19 protein-coding genes are annotated in these 16411 nt (G+C 64.5%); 13 read left to right on the plus strand and 6 right to left on the minus strand.

Annotation, left to right across the window (positions count from 1 at the left end; genetic code table 11):
• The 5 genes from BMI01S_RS42605 to BMI01S_RS27675 form a co-directional block, all read left to right on the plus strand.
• On the plus strand, window positions 1-247 hold a 247-nt coding region (locus BMI01S_RS42605; protein WP_218002758.1), incomplete at its 5' end, for a hypothetical protein.
• 170 nt (window positions 248-417) lie between these two features.
• Window positions 418-1632 carry a DUF2863 family protein gene (locus BMI01S_RS27660; RefSeq protein WP_028210378.1) on the plus strand — a complete coding sequence of 405 codons (1215 nt, stop codon included), beginning with the start codon at window positions 418-420 and terminating at the stop codon, window positions 1630-1632.
• Window positions 1633-1828: 196 nt separating this feature from the next.
• A complete protein-coding gene (locus BMI01S_RS27665; RefSeq protein WP_042291220.1) occupies window positions 1829-2764 on the plus strand; it encodes a helix-turn-helix transcriptional regulator in 936 nt (311 codons plus the stop codon).
• Between the two features lie 10 nt (window positions 2765-2774).
• A complete protein-coding gene (locus BMI01S_RS27670; RefSeq protein WP_028210379.1) occupies window positions 2775-3449 on the plus strand; it encodes an energy-coupling factor ABC transporter permease in 675 nt (224 codons plus the stop codon).
• Between the two features lie 182 nt (window positions 3450-3631).
• Window positions 3632-4300: a BspC domain-containing protein gene (locus tag BMI01S_RS27675; protein ID WP_028232057.1), complete on the plus strand. Its 669-nt coding sequence runs from the start codon at window positions 3632-3634 to the stop codon at window positions 4298-4300.
• A gap of 86 nt (window positions 4301-4386) precedes the next feature.
• Here BMI01S_RS27675 and BMI01S_RS27680 read toward each other — a convergent pair whose 3' ends face one another.
• Both BMI01S_RS27680 and yaaA read right to left on the minus strand, forming a co-directional pair.
• On the minus strand, window positions 4387-5550 hold the full coding sequence (locus BMI01S_RS27680) for a M14 family metallopeptidase (protein ID WP_028210381.1): 1164 nt from the start codon (window positions 5548-5550) through the stop codon (window positions 4387-4389).
• A gap of 41 nt (window positions 5551-5591) precedes the next feature.
• Entirely contained in the window at window positions 5592-6395 is an 804-nt protein-coding gene (gene yaaA, locus BMI01S_RS27685; RefSeq protein ID WP_028210382.1) for a peroxide stress protein YaaA, read from the minus strand.
• 77 nt (window positions 6396-6472) lie between these two features.
• Between yaaA and BMI01S_RS27690 the strand changes: the two genes are divergently transcribed.
• Both BMI01S_RS27690 and BMI01S_RS27695 read left to right on the plus strand, forming a co-directional pair.
• Window positions 6473-6961, plus strand: coding sequence for a putative toxin-antitoxin system toxin component, PIN family (locus BMI01S_RS27690; RefSeq protein ID WP_028210383.1), 489 nt, complete (start codon window positions 6473-6475; stop codon window positions 6959-6961).
• A gap of 116 nt (window positions 6962-7077) precedes the next feature.
• Window positions 7078-8268 (plus strand): pyridoxal phosphate-dependent aminotransferase, encoded by a 1191-nt coding sequence (locus BMI01S_RS27695; RefSeq protein ID WP_028210384.1) that lies wholly within the window; start codon window positions 7078-7080, stop codon window positions 8266-8268.
• A 96-nt stretch (window positions 8269-8364) separates the two neighbouring features.
• Here the strand turns inward: BMI01S_RS27695 and BMI01S_RS27700 are convergent, their stop codons facing one another.
• Entirely contained in the window at window positions 8365-9006 is a 642-nt protein-coding gene (locus BMI01S_RS27700; RefSeq protein ID WP_028232056.1) for a glutathione S-transferase family protein, read from the minus strand.
• Window positions 9007-9114: 108 nt separating this feature from the next.
• Between BMI01S_RS27700 and BMI01S_RS27705 the strand changes: the two genes are divergently transcribed.
• The 6 genes from BMI01S_RS27705 (at window position 9115) to BMI01S_RS27730 (ending at window position 14223) form a co-directional block, all read left to right on the plus strand.
• A complete protein-coding gene (locus BMI01S_RS27705) occupies window positions 9115-9342 on the plus strand; it encodes a hypothetical protein (RefSeq protein ID WP_028232055.1) in 228 nt (75 codons plus the stop codon).
• Window positions 9339-10127, plus strand: coding sequence for an oxepin-CoA hydrolase, alternative type (locus tag BMI01S_RS27710; RefSeq protein ID WP_028232054.1), 789 nt, complete (start codon window positions 9339-9341; stop codon window positions 10125-10127). Before BMI01S_RS27705 ends, BMI01S_RS27710 begins: the two co-directional genes overlap by 4 nt.
• A 43-nt stretch (window positions 10128-10170) precedes the next feature.
• Entirely contained in the window at window positions 10171-10890 is a 720-nt protein-coding gene (locus BMI01S_RS27715; protein ID WP_028232053.1) for a histidine phosphatase family protein, read from the plus strand.
• 42 nt (window positions 10891-10932) lie between these two features.
• A complete protein-coding gene (locus BMI01S_RS27720) occupies window positions 10933-12060 on the plus strand; it encodes a phosphotransferase (RefSeq protein WP_028210389.1) in 1128 nt (375 codons plus the stop codon).
• A gap of 58 nt (window positions 12061-12118) precedes the next feature.
• The gene (locus tag BMI01S_RS27725; RefSeq protein ID WP_028210390.1) at window positions 12119-13378 is read left to right on the plus strand and encodes an acyl-CoA dehydrogenase family protein; all 1260 of its coding nucleotides are present in this window, start codon (window positions 12119-12121) and stop codon (window positions 13376-13378) included.
• 134 nt (window positions 13379-13512) lie between these two features.
• Window positions 13513-14223 carry a glutathione binding-like protein gene (locus BMI01S_RS27730; protein ID WP_028232052.1) on the plus strand — a complete coding sequence of 237 codons (711 nt, stop codon included), beginning with the start codon at window positions 13513-13515 and terminating at the stop codon, window positions 14221-14223.
• An 86-nt stretch (window positions 14224-14309) separates the two neighbouring features.
• On the opposite strand, the gene BMI01S_RS27735 is transcribed toward BMI01S_RS27730, so the two are convergent.
• Genes BMI01S_RS27735 through BMI01S_RS27745 form a run of 3 tightly spaced genes read right to left on the minus strand, consistent with a single transcriptional unit; the run spans window position 14310 to window position 16411 of the window.
• Window positions 14310-14780: a MaoC family dehydratase gene (locus BMI01S_RS27735; protein WP_028232051.1), complete on the minus strand. Its 471-nt coding sequence runs from the start codon at window positions 14778-14780 to the stop codon at window positions 14310-14312.
• Window positions 14777-15247, minus strand: a complete 471-nt coding sequence (locus tag BMI01S_RS27740) for a MaoC family dehydratase (RefSeq protein WP_028232050.1) — start codon at window positions 15245-15247, stop codon at window positions 14777-14779. Before BMI01S_RS27740 ends, BMI01S_RS27735 begins: the two co-directional genes overlap by 4 nt.
• Before the next feature lie 39 nt (window positions 15248-15286).
• A complete protein-coding gene (locus tag BMI01S_RS27745) occupies window positions 15287-16411 on the minus strand; it encodes an acyl-CoA dehydrogenase family protein (protein ID WP_028210393.1) in 1125 nt (374 codons plus the stop codon).

Genomic DNA, 16411 nt, shown 5'->3' on the forward strand with positions numbered 1-16411 from the left:
AACTCAACTACCGGCTTCTTTCTGCGTTGCTGCGTCAGCAGCAGAGAAACGAAATTATGAAGACTGCCGGGCGATCTGTCAACAGGTTTTTTTACTTCGCTTAACCTGCCGCGCAACCTCGAACCACCCGCAGACCCAGACGCCACAAGGCTTTCGCCCGGGCTTCCCGTCTCCCCGCGCCTTCATCGAAAGCGCGAAAGACCGGAATTCTAGTCACGCCCGTGACATCTTGCAAGCGGTTTTTTGACGCCCTGGCACAGCAGTAAACAACCCCTTCTCGTGGACGTCAGCGGCCCACCCTCAGCCGCCATCCCGCATCGCATAAGCCCACATTGGGCGCGCTTCTGCTGGCCAATCAGATGACGCGCGCGGAACCGACTAGAATATGGGGTTCTCTGCCCCCCAACTCACAGATTTATGCGCTCGCGAATCGCCAAACGCCTTCCTCCTGACGCCGACAAGCTCGTCGGCCTCTCGCTCGCCCTGTTCGCTTCGGGCAGCCGTACCGAAGACCGCTTCTGGGAGGCCAAGCTCGACACCCTGCTCGCGAAGGTCGTGCGCAACGGCAATCAGACTACGCTCGACGCCGCGCTCGACCATCTGCAGCAGAATCATCCGGACGCCTATGGGGCGCTCGCCGATATGGCCGAGACGCACAGCGAGTCGTTCGTCGTCGAACATGAAGGCGCCCAATTCGAGGCACTGCTCGTGGCCGCGCCGGTGCTGGCCTGGACGCGCTATGTCATCCCTTCGGGCCCCCTCAAGGCCGACGCCTCCGACGCGCTGCGCACGCACCTCCAGGCGCACGTCCTCGCCAACGGGACGCGCGTGGCGATGGCCCCCTATCTCTATAGCATCGACCAGTTGCCGCGCCACCATGTCGAAACGTGGCGCCTCGCCCAACAGCTTTCGCAGGCGGCGCTGAGCGGCACACCCGCGAAGATCAGCTCCGGCGAACTGCCGGAAACGTCTCCGATTCTCGCCGATCCGCGTTTCCTGCTGGCCGTCGTCGCCGCGCCCGTCGGCGCCGCGCTCTTTCGCTGGCAGGAAGAGGAGCACGGCTCGCGCATCGAGCGCGGCCAATGCCTCGAGCAGTGGGCCACTCAGGGCGGTGCCAACCTCGCAGTCGTGATGCCGGGCTGCGAGTTCGAGTGTCTGCTGCCGGATGCCTACTACTCCGCCTGCCGCGACGCTGACGAGCGCGTACGCCCACACACGATCCGCACCGCCGTGCGCTACCTGCTCGACACGATCGGTGCAGCCGCGCAAGACCTGCGCGCCGTGGTCGCGGGGTTCGGTGAGCGTCGTATCGACGAATACCGCATCGGCTTCACGAAGCGGGGAAGCAATGACGTGCTGTATGGCGTAGTGTGGCCGCTCTATGGGCGAGAAAACGGCGACGCCGATATCGACGAAGAACCAACCGAGGAGAACGTCAGCAACGGTCCGCTCGACGAGATCGTCGAGTTGCTGAAGGAATCGGGCATCACCGATATCCGTCGTCACGCGGGTCGTTTCGAGCCGGAATATTGCGATGACTGTGGCGTGCCGCTCTATGCGGATCCGCTCGGTGAGATCGTCCACGCCGAAATGCCAGAAGATGCTGAGCCTATACAGCCACACTTCCACTAAGACAATTCCCTAATTCCTACGCGGTCCCGCCTGTTTGCGGGACTTTTTTTTGCCCTACGTCTTACGCCTTTTGGACAGGCCGCCAGAGCGCAACCTTTTTGTCATTATGGCGCTGTTGGTCTGGTTCACCGCCGTACAGAAGCGGTGCGTGTTTCACAACATTTCGAGAGGCCGTCAACGAGAGGAGGGCATAGCCATGCGGTTCGTCGTACTCAATCCGGACGCCGAAAGGCGAGAAGGGCTCAAGGCGCTGTTAAGACAAATCGACCGTCGCGCACGTTTCAATGATGCGCCGGACTGGCGGAGCGCCGAGCGCGCGATGCAACGGTTCACACCCAACCTGTTCGTGATCGACTGGCACGACGGCATTCGCGCCGGCGAATTGCGCCACTTCGTCATGCGGCACCGCACACTGCCCGTCGCCGTGCTGGTGGACGGTACCGAAACGCACGCGGCCGTCAGCACGCTCATCGACGAAGGCGCGCGCGGGATCATCCGTCGCACAACGGATTCCATTCTGATCGTGAAGTTTCTCGAACTCATCCTGCTCGGGGGCGATCACCTGCCGGCGGACGTCTTCGGCCCGTGTACGCCCTGGCCCTTGCCACCCCGGCGCAACGCCAAGAGCGCTGCACAAGTCCGAAGGCTGCGCCCGAAGGTCCATCTGTCGCCTCGCCAGGAGCAGATCCTGCGGTGCGTCCATATGGGCAACACGAACAAGATGATCGCGAGAGCGCTCGGGATCAGTGAGGGAACGGTGAAAGTTCATCTGACAAGCATCTTTCAGCAGCTCGGCGCGCCAAACCGCGCGGCAGCGGTCGCGATCTACAACGGCTTGCTGGCGAACCAGCTGCAGGTGCTGCGCGCCCAGTGCGAGCACCCGCCGCGGCCGCGGCACGGCGAACATGGCCCAGTGCCGTTGCGCACACGCGAGAATTTGACGTTCCTCTATCCGTTGCCGTCAGGCGACAGTGTCGAGCCGCTGCCGATGGCCGCAGAGCCCAACGCGCCGTACGGCGAGCCCGTCGCCGCACCGTCGTCGCAGCGCGCCGAGGGCGACATTCCCGAGGAAAGCGCAGACGAGGAAGCCTTGGTGCCCGCTCGCGCACACGGTTTGTCTTCCAACGAGTAATATGAAGCACATGGGGTTCCTATTCACGCCGCTTCCGCTCTGGGTCGCTATCGGTGCATGGGTTGTCACCGTGGGGTCGCTCGCGTTCGCGTTGTGGAAGAACCCTTTCAGGCGCCTTCAGGACGCAACGCTCCAGCACGTGTGGCTCGCGATCGTGGTCGCGATCTCCGTGCTGTGGGCGAGCAACGCATGGCTCGAGGACGGCACCGTGCTGCATCTGCTCGGCGCCACGCTCATGGTCACGCTGTTCGACTGGGGGCTCGCGCTCGTCGCCATGGGCGTCGTGGTGGGGCTCGCAGCGCTCGTGTTCGACGCACCCTGGGAGGGCGTGGCACTGACCTTCCTCCTGTTCGGCGCCTTTCCTGTCGCGATTTCTGCGCTGCTGCAGCGCGCCTGCACCGCGTGGCTACCGCGTAATCTCTTTATGTTCATCGTCGGTCAGGGCTTCGTCTCGCCGGCTATCGCCGTTTCGGCCGCAGCGTATCTCGCCCTCGGCACCCATGTCGCGCTCACCGGGGGGTCGGCGCTCACCGTTCCCGCCGGTTATGCTTTCAGCGTATTTCTGCTTGCATCGGGCGAAGCCTGGTTCACCGGAATGGCAACCGCGCTGATCGCCGTTTATCGGCCAGCCTGGGTCACCACCTACGACGTACGCCGCTACCGCCTGGGCGGGCCGCGCACGTAGTGCTGTGACAGTGTGTCTCCACCAGGCGCGACGTGAAGCCGCGACTGCGAGGCGTCGCTCACCGCAACGCCTCGACTCCGCCGTTCAGGCAGACGAAAATTATTGCTTCCCGGATTGAACTCATCGCGGTCGCGCGGCATCTTACGGTGCCTGACGTCTCACCCTTCATTCCAGGCAAGCAGATGGACTGCAACCACGCATCCCGCCGGCTGCTGTTCGTAGCCGGCCAACTGGCCGCATGCGCCGCGAGCCTCATGCTCATCGCCGCACCCGCAGCCCAAGCCGATCAACTCGATCAACACAACGATCTCGTCAACCAGTTCGTCGGCCAGATGCACGCCGACCCGCTCGTCGCCGACTGTGCAGCACACGGCAACTTCGTCGCCAGCACCTCCACGGCGCTCGATCACGTCGAGTTTCCGCCAAGCTCGTTTGACAGCGCACACGCCAGTGTGACGCCGTGGAACGACTCGTTCGACGAACGCAAACAGCGCGTCAAGGTCGATACGATCGTGACCGTCGAAGGCATCGGCATTCCCAAAGAAAGGGGCAACTCGCCCTACGATCTGAAGTTTCGCTGCGGTTATGTCGGACAGCAGATGCTCGCGTTCAGCTGGAACGATCCGGTCCCGCCGTCGCGCGCGCACAGCGGAACGGCATCCCATGGCAGCGCGCACGGAAAGGGCAAGCATTCGACGAAGAAGTCCACCGGCAAGAGTTCGAAGAACGCGCCCGCCAGCAAGTCGAGCCACAAGCCTTCCACCAGCAGCACGAAGTCGGCCAGCAAATCTGCGACGACGAAATCCACAGCCAGGAAAACGCCTTCAAAAAAGAAGACGACGGCAGCCTGAAATCGTCGGCGTTGTCGATGCAAAAAGGGGGAAGCGATTTGGTCGCTTCCCCCTTTTTCTTCGTGCCCGTGTGGCTTACGCGCGTGTTACGAGAACGTCTCGACGTGATGCAGAATGGCCTGCAGCATCGCGGCGCCAAGCGCCGCGCTGCGCTCGCCGTTCCAGCCTACCCGTTCGTCGGGCAGGTTGGCGTTGTCCTTGAACGGCATCTCGAGCGTGAGTGAAAGGCAGCCGTAGCGATGACCGATGAACTTCGAAGCCAGCTTGAGCGCGTCTTCGCGATAGCGGCTCGCCTCGTAGCCGTGCTGGTCCTGGAAGTCGGGGCTCGCCACCTTGAACGCGTCGATGAACGCCTTCTGCTCGACGCGTTGCTGATCGGTAAAGCCAGGCAACATTTCCGAGCCCGCGACGAACACGTAAGGCAGCGTCTCGTCGCCGTGGATATCGAAGAACAGATCGACGCCCGTGGCTTCGATCGCATCGCGCACGACCAGCACCTCGGGGCTGCGCTGCGCGTCCGGCTCGGTCCACTCGCGGTTCAGGTTCGCACCCACGGCGTTGGTGCGCAGATTGCCGTGCACGCTGCCATCCGGATTCATGTTCGGCACGATATGGAACACGGCGCGATCGTAGAGCTTGCGCGCGACCGGATCGCCCGCCCAGTCGCCCCATCCAGCGAGACGCTTGACGAGGCCTTCGACGAACCACTCGGCCATGCTCTCGCCCGGATGCTGGCGCGCGATGATCCATACCGTCTTCTTGCGCTTGCCGTCGGGCGCCGTATCGCCCGGCATGCCGAGCGAAAGCAACGAAATCGGCCGGCCTTCCACGCTCTGTCCGAGTTCCGTGAGCGTCGCATGCGGCAGCTGCTGCAGCGCCCCGAGGAATTCCGAATGACGCTCTTCGCTATACGGCTCGAAGTATGCGTAGTAAATGCTGTCGAAGTCGGGCGTGTGGTCGATGACGAGCTGCTTGCCGTCGTAGGCAGTCGGCACGCGGAACCAGTTCACGCGGTCATAGCTCGCCACGGCCTGGTAATCGCGCCAGCCTTCGGGAAACGCACAGGCCGCTGCGTTCTCGAACGTCATCACGCAGTTTTCGCCGCGCACGCCCGTGACGCGGAAGTAGAACCATTGCGCGAACTCCGATTGATTGTCCGTGCGCACGCGCAGACGGATATCGTCGGCGCGCTCGCACGATAGAACTTCAATCGCGCCCGCATCGAACTGGCTGGTGATCGCAATCGTCATGTTGGTTTCCTTCCCGCTTGCCTGGCCATTCATCTGGCCAATTAGTCGGCGATACGCCGACGGAATACGTAGGTCGAATCGTTCGATGCATCCGCATCGAACGCATAGCCTTCCACATCGAATGCCTTGAGCGCTTCGGGCTCGGCAATGCGGTTCTCGACGGCATAACGCGCCATCAAGCCTCGCGCCCGCTTCGCGTGGAAGCTGATGATCTTGTAGCGGCCGCCCTTCCAGTCCTCGAATACGGGCGTAATGACGCTCGCCGCGAGCTTCTTCGGCTTCACCGCCTTGAAGTACTCGTTCGACGCGCAGTTCACGACCACGCGCGCGCCCTTCGCCGCTTTGTTCGCGCCGGCATGATTGCGTTCCATCTGCGCGTTGATCGCGTGCGTGATGCGCTCGCCCCAAAACGCGTAGAGATCCTTGCCGCGCGCGTTTTCGAAACGCGTGCCCATCTCGAGGCGATACGGCTGAAGCAGATCGAGCGGACGCAGCAGGCCATAGAGCCCCGAGAGCACGCGCACATGCTGTTGCGCATAGTCGAGATCCGCGGACGAGAGCGATTTCGCGTCGAAGCCTTCGTAGACGTCGCCATTGAACGCGAGCACGGCCTGCTTCGCGTTGGCCTGGCTGAATTGCTTCGACCAGTCGGCATAGCGCTGGAAATTCAGGCGCGCGAGCGGATCGGAAATGCTCATGAGCGAGCCGATCTGCTGAGGCGAGAGGCGGCGCAGGCCATCGATGAGTTCGGCTGCGTCGTCGACAAAATCGGGGATGGTGTGGGTTTCGACGTGCGCTGGCGTGTCATAGTCGAGCGATTTGGCCGGCGACAGAACGATTATCATAGAGGCTTGCAATGTTCAAACACGAAAGCCCGATTGTAGCGAATTCACGAATGACCGGCCTCACGCCCCCGACCGCAATCCCACCCTCGTCCGCCGTGGCGCCCGTGCTTCCCGTGGTGCTCGATTCGAATGTCTGGCTCGATATTCTCGTGTTCGACGATCCCCACACGCGCCCCATTCGCGTGGCGCTCGAACGCGGCGCGATCCGCGCACTGATCGACGTGCGCTGTCAGGCCGAACTGGCCCACGTACTCGACTATCCGCAGTTCGCCGGGCGCGGCGTTGCGAAGGCAGATGCGCTGGCTGTCCTCGACGGACTCGTCGAACGAATCGAACTGGCCGAGCTCACCGCCGACGCGCGTCCCCTGCCCCAATGCCGCGACCGCGACGACCAGAAATTTCTCGAACTCGCGCGCGCGAGCGGCGCGCGATGGCTCGTCTCGAAGGATCGCGCGGTCCTGAAGCTCGCGAGGCGCGTGGCGCGAGATTTCGGCTTTCGCATCGCCACGCCCGATGCTTTCGTCGCCGAATGCGTGCAAGGCGCCGCCGAGGCGGTCCATGCCTGACAAGCAGCGGAAAAGGTGCGCGCGTCCGGTCTGAGCACCGCGGCCGCGCCGATTTGCCTACAATCGGGCTTTCGAACCCGGCTTTCCCGGTCCAACGTCAAACACCCGCCCGCGACATGAACGCACCGCATCCCACGCAGCATTCGCAGGACACCCTGCTCACGCCCTCTTTTCCGTCGCGTCTGCCGAACGTCGGCACGACGATCTTCACCGTGATGAGCGCGCTCGCCGCCGAAAAGGGCGCGGTGAATCTGGGCCAGGGCTTTCCGGACTTCGATTGCGACTCGCGCATCGTCGAAGCGGTCGCGCAAGCCATGCGCGAGGGCCACAACCAGTACCCGCCCATGGCGGGCGTTGCCGCCCTGCGCGAGGCGATCGCGGACAAGATCGAGCGCGTCTATGGCCGCCGCTACGACGCCAACAGCGAGATCACGGTGACGGCGGGCGCCACGCAGGCGCTCCTCACGGCGATCCTCGCGACCGTGCATGCAGGCGACGAAGTGATCGTGGTCGAACCGACCTACGACAGCTATCTGCCCTCGATCGAACTGGCCGGCGGCAAGCCGGTATTCGTGACGCTCGAAGCGCCCGACTACGCGATTCCGTTCGACCGCCTCGCCGCGGCCATCACGCCGAAAACGCGCCTGATCCTCATCAACACGCCGCACAACCCCACGGGCACCGTCTGGCGAGCGGACGACATGCAGAAGCTCGAGGACATCGTGCGCGGCACGAACGTGCTGGTCCTCTCCGACGAGGTGTACGAGCACATGGTCTACGACGGCCAGCCGCACGAAAGCGTGGCGCGCTACCCGGAACTGGCCGCGCGCAGCTTCATCGTGTCGAGCTTCGGCAAGACCTATCACGTGACGGGATGGAAGGTAGGCTACGTGGCCGCGCCCGCGCCGCTCACGGCCGAGTTCCGCAAAGTGCATCAGTTCAACGTATTCACGGTGAACACGCCGATGCAGTTCGGCCTCGCGCAGTATCTGCGCGATCCCAGGCCGTATCTGGAACTGCCTGCGTTCTATCAGAAAAAGCGCGATTTCTTCCGCGCGGGTCTCGCCAATACGCGCTTCAAGCTGCTGCCGTGCGAGGGCACCTATTTCCAGTGCGTCGACTATTCGGCGATCAGCGATCTGCCCGAAGCCGAGTTCTCGAAGTGGCTCACCGCCGAGATCGGCGTGGCCGCCATTCCCGTGTCGGCGTTCTATCACGAGGCGCACGAATCGGGCGTCGTGCGCTTTTGCTTCGCCAAGCAGGAGAGCACGCTCGCGACCGCGCTCGAGCGGCTCGCGCGGCTCTGAGTTTGCGCACGCGCGATGAATCCACGAACGGCAGTGCGTTCCCGATCATCGCGCGCTGCAGCGGGCTGTACGGCACCTGGCGAAAAGTCGCGGCGCTTACGAGTTCGCTTCGAGGTACGCCTTGCGGTCGGCGTTGACACGCTGTGCCGTCGGCCGCTCGGCGATCAGCTTGATATACGACTTCCAGTCGATGCCCGCATCGGCGAGGAAATCGCTGCCATAGACCGCCAGCGTCGCGCGGCCCACGAGCGGCAAGCTCACGAACGCCGCCGCATCGGCCACGCCGAACTGCTCGCCTGCCACGTATGGCGCGAACTTCGCGAGCCGCCTGAAGCCCGCCACATAGCGGCGCAGGCGCTTTTCCATCGTCGCCTTGACCTCGTCGGTCGTCTTGCCGCCGAAAAACGCCTCGCCGTACAGCTCACGCGCGTTCAACTCCAGATGCGTCTCGATAAAGACGATGAGTTCGCGCTCCTTCGCCGCCTGCCACGGATCCGCCGCGAAAATGGGCTTCTCTGGAAAGCGCGCAGCCAGATATTCGACGATGACTTCCGACTCGCACAGAAAGCCCTGTTCCGTTTCGATATAAGGCACCTTGCCGCCCGGCGACCGAGCGAGCAGCGCCTCTTCGAGCGGCAGTTTCGTCGGGACTTCCTCAAACGCAATGCCGTGCTCGAGCAGCAAGAGTTTGACCTTGTTGTAGTAATTCGAGAGCGCGAAACCATGCAGCTTGATCATCCTCGTTGCCTCCTTGACAAGGGCAGTTCCCTCGCGGAACCGCCGAATCGTTTTCATGATAAATGTACGACCGTGCTATTCTAGGCCAATCATGGAGCCAGGCTTCCAATGACTTTCCCTCATTACAACATTGAGACAGCAGATGTCGTCGGGACCGGCGCGCAGCGTGCGGGCGCGCCCCGCCCGATCCTGCGCCACATCCACGCCGCGCCAGGCGAAGGCGCTATCGCCTCGTCGCCCTGGTATGTGCGCCGCGTGCATCCCGGCCTTTCGCTGACGCTACCTGAAGCATCGGATACCGCAGACATCAACGCATCGAACGAGGAACCGCAATGAGCGCCGAACTCCGCAGCACCCGCCCGCAAAACCATGAATCGACGCTCGTCCTGACGCTGTCGAACCCCGGCGCGCGCAACGCGCTGCATCCCGACATGTACGCGGCCGCCGTCGAGGCGTTCGACGCCGCCGAGCGCGATCCCTCACTGCGCGCGATCGTCCTCACGGGCGCGGACAACTTCTTCTGCGCGGGGGGCAACCTGAACCGCCTGCTCGAAAACCGCGCGAAGGACCCTTCGGTGCAGGCCGCCAGCATCGACATGCTGGCCGCATGGGTCACGGCCATGCGCCAGTCGAGCAAGCCGATCATCGCGGCCGTGGAAGGCGCGGCCGCCGGCGCGGGCTTCTCGCTCGCGCTCGCTGCCGACCTGCTGGTCGCCGCCGACGACGCCAAATTCGTCATGGCCTATTCGCGCGTGGGCCTCACGCCCGATGGCGGCGGCTCCTGGTTTCTCTCGCGCTCCCTGCCGCGCGCGCTCGCGTTCGAACTGATGGTCGAAGGCAAGCCGGTCGCAGCGCCGCGCCTCGCGGAGCTGGGCGTGGTGAACCGGCTCGCGAAGCCGCAAACGGCGCTCGACACGGCGCTTGCCTGGGCCGACGAACTCGCGAAGATTTCGCCGAACTCGGTGGCGCGCATCAAGGGCCTGACTAACGTAGCCGACTCGCAGCCGCTCGAAGCGCAGCTCGCCGCGGAGCGCGACAGCTTCGTCGCCTCGCTCCATCACCGCGACGGGCTCGAAGGCATCACGGCGTTCCTCGAGAAACGCGCGCCCGTCTACCGGTAAGTCGGCTCCGAATCCTGCTTCACATCGTTCAATCGGCACACCCATGAGCGAATACCAGTTGCCCACGCGCCGCCGCATTTACCTGATGCGGCACGGCGACGTCACGTACTTCGACGAGACGGGCCGCGCGATCGACCCGGACACCGTGCCGCTCAACGAGAAGGGCCGCGCCCAGGCAACGGCTGCGGGCGAGGCGTTCGCCTTGCAGGGCGTGCGCTTCGACCGCGTGATCGTGAGTGGCCTGCGCCGCACGGTAGAAACCGCGCAGCGCGTGCTCGCGGCGACCGGCCAGGCGGTCGGGCTCGAGGTAGAGCCTGCGTGGGAGGAGATTCGCGGCGGGCGTCTTGCCGCGATTGCGCCGGACGAAGTCGAAAACGCCTTCCTGCGCGCATTCGATGGCATCGTGGCGGAAGACACGCGCTTTCTCGGCGGCGAGACCATCGGCGAGCTGCTCGATCGCGTGCTGCCCGCGGTGGACGCGCTACGCGAGGATCCCGCCTGGGACACCGCGCTGCTCGTTCTGCACGGCGGCGTGAACCGCGCGATTCTCTCGCACGCGATCATGGCGGGCGGGCGTGCATTCTTCGGCCATCTCGCGCAGGCCACGGGTTGCATCAATGCGCTGGACGTCGGCAGCGCGCCACAGGACTGGGTCGTGCGCGCGATCAACCACGCGCTGCCCTCGCCGCTGCACTGCGACGTACGCAACACGACGATGGAAATGCTTTACGCGCAATACCTGCGTTACAGACCGCCGGGTTGACGGGCGGCGGCCCACGGGAGAATCAGGAAAAGGGAGACGACTATGGCGCAAACCACCCCGGATGGAGACACGCAAGCGAACACGCCGGCGCGCACCGACTACTCGGCGTTCGTTGGCACGCGCCCGGTCGCCGACCGCCAGCGCTTCGACACCGAGGCGCTGGCCGCATGGCTCACCACCCACGTTGACGGCTTTACAGGCCCGCTCGCGGTCGAGCAGTTCGCCGGCGGCCAGTCGAATCCGACGTTCAAGCTCGTCACGCCCGGCCGCACCTACGTCATGCGCGCGAAGCCGGGGCCGAAGGCGAAGCTCCTGCCCTCGGCGCACGCGATCGAGCGCGAATACCGCGTGATGGATGCACTCGCCGCGACCGATGTACCGGTGGCAAAAATGCTCGCGCTTTGCGACGACGAAGCGGTGATTGGCCGCGCGTTCTACGTGATGGAGTTCGTGGAAGGCCGAGTGCTTTGGGATCAGTCGCTGCCCGGCATGACGCGCGAAGAGCGCGGCGCGATCTACGATGAAATGAACCGCGTGATCGCGGCGCTCCATAACGTGAAGCCGGAAACGGCAGGTCTCGCCGATTACGGCAAGCCCGGCAATTACTTCGCACGCCAGATCGATCGCTGGAGCCGACAGTATCAGGCCTCGGAAACCGAGCGTATCGACGCGATGCATCACCTCATCGAATGGCTGCCGCAGCACATGCCCGACGAGTCCGGCAACGGCGGCTCGCGCGTGTCGGTCGTGCACGGCGACTATCGGCTCGACAACCTGATCTTCCACCCGAGCGAACCGCGCGTACTGGCCGTGCTCGACTGGGAGCTCTCCACGCTCGGCGACCCGCTCGCAGACTTCTCGTATCACTGCATGGCGTGGCACGTCGATCCCGCGCAGTTCCGCGGCATCGCCGGGCTCGACTGGCAGGCGCTCGGCATTCCCGACGAGGCGCACTATGTCGCGCGCTATTGCGAACGCACCGGTCTGCAGATTCGCGGCGACTGGAACTTCTACCTGGCGTACAACATGTTCCGGATCGCGGCGATCTTGCAGGGCATCATGAAACGCGTGGTGGACGGCACCGCCGCGAGTGCGCAGGCCATCGACGCGGGCCGTCGCGCGAAGCCCATGGCCGAACTCGCCTGGCGCTACGCGCAGAAAGTCCGCTAAGACTCATCCGGGCACGGCTCACACTTCATTGTCATTGCATCGCATTGCGAGGTTACCGATGAATTTCGATTACTCCCCGAAGGTGCAGGCGCTGCGCGAGAAGCTGCTCGCGTTTTTCGACGAACACATCTATCCGAACGAGGCCGTCTTCCACGAGGAAGTCGAGCGCAATCGCGCGAACGGCGATCCGTGGGTGCCCACGGAAATCGTCGAGCAGTTGAAGGAGAAGGCACGTGCAGCGGGCCTCTGGAACCTGTTTCTGCCGGCCTCGGAGCGCGGCGCGGGGCTCACGAACCTCGAATATGCGCCGCTGTGCGAGATCATGGGCCGCGTGCACTGGGCACCCGAAGTGTTCAACTGCAACGCGCCCGACACCGGCAACATGGAGACGATCGAGCGCTACGGCACCGAGGCGCACAAGCAGCAATGGCTCGTGCCGCTGCTGGCCGGTCAGATTCGCTCTGCATTCCTGATGACGGAGCCCGATGTGGCATCGTCGGATGCCACCAACATCCAGACACGCATCGAACGCGACGGCGACGAGTACGTGATCAACGGCACGAAATGGTGGTCGTCGGGTGCGGGCGACCCGCGCTGCGCGATCTACATCCTGATGGGCAAGACCAATCCCACCGCGCCGCGCCATGCGCAGCAATCGATGATCCTCGTGCCCTCCGATGCGGCCGGCATCACCGTGCGTCGCCCGCTCACCGTGTTCGGCTATGACGACGCACCGCACGGCCACATGGAAATCACGCTCGAAGACGTGCGCGTGCCCGCCTCGAACATCCTGCTGGGCGAAGGGCGCGGCTTCGAGATCGCACAAGGGCGCCTCGGGCCCGGCCGCATCCATCACTGCATGCGCCTCATCGGCCTCGCTGAACGCGCACTCGAATTCATGGCGAAGCGCGCCCTCTCACGCGTCGCGTTCGGCAAGCCCGTTGCGCAGCAGACGGTCACGCAGGAGCGCATTGCCGAGGCGCGCTGCATGATCGAGCAGGCGCGCCTGCTCACGCTCAAGGCCGCGTACATGATGGACACCGTCGGCAACAAGGGCGCGCGCGGCGAGATCGCCATGATCAAGGTGGTGGCGCCGAACATGGCCTGCCAGGTGATCGACTGGGCGATGCAGGTCCACGGCGCGGCGGGCGTGAGCGGCGACTTCCCGCTTGCCTACTCATACGCATCGGCGCGCACGCTGCGCTTCGCCGACGGCCCCGACGAGGTGCACCGCAACGCCATCGCCCGGCTCGAACTCGCGCGCTACATGGACGCGGGCGCGGCCTCGCGCGTGGAAATGCCGGTCACGCGATCGTAGGTTCCCGTAAGTCCACAAGCGCAGCAGGGGCGCTCGGGCGCCCTCTGCGTGTGGCGTCAATCTATGCTAATTTGCGCCGGATCCGGCGTCGCAGGAGCTTCGCGCCGCCTCTTCTATGGTGCCAAGGAGCCACGATGATCGATGTCTACAGCTGGGCTACGCCAAACGGACACAAAATCCACATCATGCTCGAGGAAACCGGCCTCGAATACCGGGTGCATCCGGTCGATATCGGTGCGGGCGACCAGTTCAAGCCTGAATTCCTCGCCATCAGTCCGAACAACAAGATTCCCGCCATAACCGACTCCGAAGGGCCGCGCCGTGCTGACGGCAAGCCTTTTTCGCTGTTCGAGTCGGGCGCGATCCTCATCTATCTCGCCGCGAAAACCGGCCGCTTCCTGCCCGAGGACCTCGCGGCGCGCTATGACGTGCTGCAATGGGTGATGTTCCAGATGGGCGGGCTCGGCCCCATGCTGGGTCAGGCGCACCATTTCCGCATCTACGCACCCGAGAAGATCGACTACGCCATCAACCGCTACACGAACGAGGCGAAACGCCTCTACAACGTGATGGAAACGCAACTCGAAAAGACCCGGTATCTGGCCGGCGACGAGTACACCATCGCGGACATCGCCGCTTTTCCGTGGACGCGCTCATGGCAAAACCAGGGCATCGACCTCGAAGCGCTGCCCAACGTGAAGCGCTGGCACGAAGCGATCGCCGCGCGGCCCGCGGTCCAGCGCGGTGTCGAAGTGCTCGCCAATGCGCGCAAACCCCTGATGGATGACAAGGCGAGGGAAATGCTGTTCGGTGCGACGCAGTACGAGAAGCACACGACGGCCTGAGCACGCTGGTAGCGCGAGGCCTGGCGAGGCAAGTGTGAAGGGGCGCCCCCCAAGAGCGGAGCGCCCTTTTTGTTGACCTTGCAACCTTAGAAGTAGTGCCGCGTGATGAACTCGGCCACGCACGCCGGTCGCTCGCTGCGCTCTCGCTCGATGCTCACGTCCCACACGACCTGCACGCCGTCGCCCTCCACGTCGCTCACTTCCTTCACCGCGATACGCGCGCGCACCTTCGCACCCACGGGCACCGGCTGCGTGAAGCGCACGCGGTTCAGGCCGTAGTTCACGCCCATGCGCTGGCGCATATGCAGCGTCGCGCCGAGCAGCGCGGGAACCAGCGAGAGCGTGAGAAACCCATGCGCGATCGGCCCGCCGAACGGCGACTCGCGGCGCGCACGTTCGGCGTCGACGTGGATCCACTGGTGGTCGCCCGTGGCGTCGGCAAAGCCGTGCACGTCCGCCTCGCTCACCTCGCGCCAGCCGCTCACGAGCGGCGCTGCGCCGATCAGCGCGCGCAAAGCGGCCGCATCGGCGATCTGCATGATGTCGCTTTCGCTCACGATGCGCCCGCCGGCGAGCTTTTCGCATTGCGAAGGCCGAACAGCGCCTTCGAGCGGACCGTCACGATCAGTTCGCCGTGCTGGTTGTGCCCTTCCCACTGCGTCTCGACGATACCGCGATCGGGCTTGCTCGCCGATACGCGCTTGCTCAGGATCGCGTGTGTCATCGTGAGCGTGTCGCCCACACGCGTGGGCTTGAGCCAGCGAATCTCGTCGACGCCCGGCGAGCCCATCGACGTCGAATCCTTCAGGAAGTTGCGCACAAACATGCCCATCATGACCGAGCACGTGTGCCAGCCGCTCGCGACGAGGCCGCCGAACATGGACGCCTCGCCGGCCGCCTCGCTCACGTGGAACGGCTGCGGATCGAACTGCTCCGCGAAATGCACGACTTCGTCGCGCTCGAAGGTGTGCGAGCCGATGACATAGCGCTTGCCCACTTCCAGATCTTCGTAACTCAGGCCCATCCCGTACTCTCCGCTTATATCGCTTGGTGAGGCCACGCGTTATGCTGCCTGCGCGAAACCGGGCAGCGAGGCGAAGCGCTCGAGGTGATGATCGACGTCGCCGAGCGTCGTTTCGATGATCGCGAGGCGCTTGAACAGGTGCGCGGCCGCGACTTCGTTGGTGACGCCCATGCCGCCGTGCAGTTGCACGGCCTGCTGGCCGATGAAACGCGCCGCCTGCCCCACGCGTACCTTCGCCGCCGAAATCGCACGGCGCCGTTCATCTGCCGACTCGCTACTGTAACGCGCGGCGGCGAGGTAAGTCAGCGAGCGGGCCTGCTCCGCGTGGATCAACATCTCTGCCATGCGGTGCTGCAACGCCTGGAACCGCGCAATCGGCACACCGAACTGCTGCCGCGTCTTCGTGTATTCGACCGTTGCATGGTTGAGTGCGTCCATAGCGCCCACCGCTTCCGCGCACAGCAGGAAGGTGGCGTAGTCGGCAATCTTCTCCCACGTCGCCGCGCCGGTATGCGCGTCGCCGAGCCGGCGAGCGCGCGCTTCCTTGAACGTGAGCGTAGCCGCGCGCTGGCCGTCGATCGTGCGGTACTCGTTCACCTCGACGCCCTGCGCATCGCGCGCCACGACGAAGAGCGCCACCTGGCCCGCAAGGCGCGCCGGCACGATCCAGTAGCCGGCCTGGGCGCCGTGCTGCACGACCGACTTCGCGCCGCTGAGCGCGAAGCCCGCGCTGGTTTCCGACGCCTCTGTTTCCAGTGCGAACAGATCGTAGCGCGATTGCGGCTCGTGGAATGCCGCGGCGAGCTTGACCTCGCCCGAGGCGACGCCTTCGAGCAGCGCCGCATTTTCCGCGACGGACGCGCCCGCGAGCTTGAGCGCCTCGACGCCCACCGCGGTCGCCCAGTACGGCTCCACTACGAGCGCACGGCCCAGCTCTTGCATGACGACGAGCATGTCGAACGGCGCACCGTCAAAGCCGCCCTGCTCCGCCGGCACCGGGAGGGCGGTGAGGCCCAGCTCGACGAACGCACTCCAGTGTGAGTCCGATACGCCCGCGGGCGTCTTCACGATCGCCTGCCGCGCTTCGAAACCGTAATTTTTGTCGAGATAGCGACGCAGCGCGTCCGCGAGCTGCTGTTGCTCTTCCGTGAAATTGAAGTTCAT

This window comes from Paraburkholderia mimosarum LMG 23256 = NBRC 106338, from assembly GCF_000739815.1.
Classification (GTDB): Bacteria; Pseudomonadota; Gammaproteobacteria; order Burkholderiales; family Burkholderiaceae; genus Paraburkholderia; species Paraburkholderia mimosarum.

What these genes read in the sequence shown, in the direction of transcription:
- BMI01S_RS27660 (WP_028210378.1), top strand. Translation starts at nt 418, where the DNA reads ATGCGCTCGCGAATCGCCAAACGCCTTCCTCCTGACGCCGACAAGCTC.
- BMI01S_RS27665 (WP_042291220.1), top strand. Translation starts at nt 1,829, where the DNA reads ATGCGGTTCGTCGTACTCAATCCGGACGCCGAAAGGCGAGAAGGGCTC.
- BMI01S_RS27670 (WP_028210379.1), top strand. Translation starts at nt 2,775, where the DNA reads ATGGGGTTCCTATTCACGCCGCTTCCGCTCTGGGTCGCTATCGGTGCA.
- BMI01S_RS27675 (WP_028232057.1), top strand. Translation starts at nt 3,632, where the DNA reads ATGGACTGCAACCACGCATCCCGCCGGCTGCTGTTCGTAGCCGGCCAA.
- BMI01S_RS27680 (WP_028210381.1), bottom strand. Translation starts at nt 5,550, where the DNA reads ATGACGATTGCGATCACCAGCCAGTTCGATGCGGGCGCGATTGAAGTT.
- yaaA (WP_028210382.1), bottom strand. Translation starts at nt 6,395, where the DNA reads ATGATAATCGTTCTGTCGCCGGCCAAATCGCTCGACTATGACACGCCA.
- BMI01S_RS27695 (WP_028210384.1), top strand. Translation starts at nt 7,078, where the DNA reads ATGAACGCACCGCATCCCACGCAGCATTCGCAGGACACCCTGCTCACG.
- BMI01S_RS27700 (WP_028232056.1), bottom strand. Translation starts at nt 9,006, where the DNA reads ATGATCAAGCTGCATGGTTTCGCGCTCTCGAATTACTACAACAAGGTC.
- BMI01S_RS27705 (WP_028232055.1), top strand. Translation starts at nt 9,115, where the DNA reads ATGACTTTCCCTCATTACAACATTGAGACAGCAGATGTCGTCGGGACC.
- BMI01S_RS27710 (WP_028232054.1), top strand. Translation starts at nt 9,339, where the DNA reads ATGAGCGCCGAACTCCGCAGCACCCGCCCGCAAAACCATGAATCGACG.
- BMI01S_RS27715 (WP_028232053.1), top strand. Translation starts at nt 10,171, where the DNA reads ATGAGCGAATACCAGTTGCCCACGCGCCGCCGCATTTACCTGATGCGG.
- BMI01S_RS27720 (WP_028210389.1), top strand. Translation starts at nt 10,933, where the DNA reads ATGGCGCAAACCACCCCGGATGGAGACACGCAAGCGAACACGCCGGCG.
- BMI01S_RS27725 (WP_028210390.1), top strand. Translation starts at nt 12,119, where the DNA reads ATGAATTTCGATTACTCCCCGAAGGTGCAGGCGCTGCGCGAGAAGCTG.
- BMI01S_RS27730 (WP_028232052.1), top strand. Translation starts at nt 13,513, where the DNA reads ATGATCGATGTCTACAGCTGGGCTACGCCAAACGGACACAAAATCCAC.
- BMI01S_RS27740 (WP_028232050.1), bottom strand. Translation starts at nt 15,247, where the DNA reads ATGGGCCTGAGTTACGAAGATCTGGAAGTGGGCAAGCGCTATGTCATC.
- BMI01S_RS27745 (WP_028210393.1), bottom strand. Translation starts at nt 16,411, where the DNA reads ATGAACTTCAATTTCACGGAAGAGCAACAGCAGCTCGCGGACGCGCTG.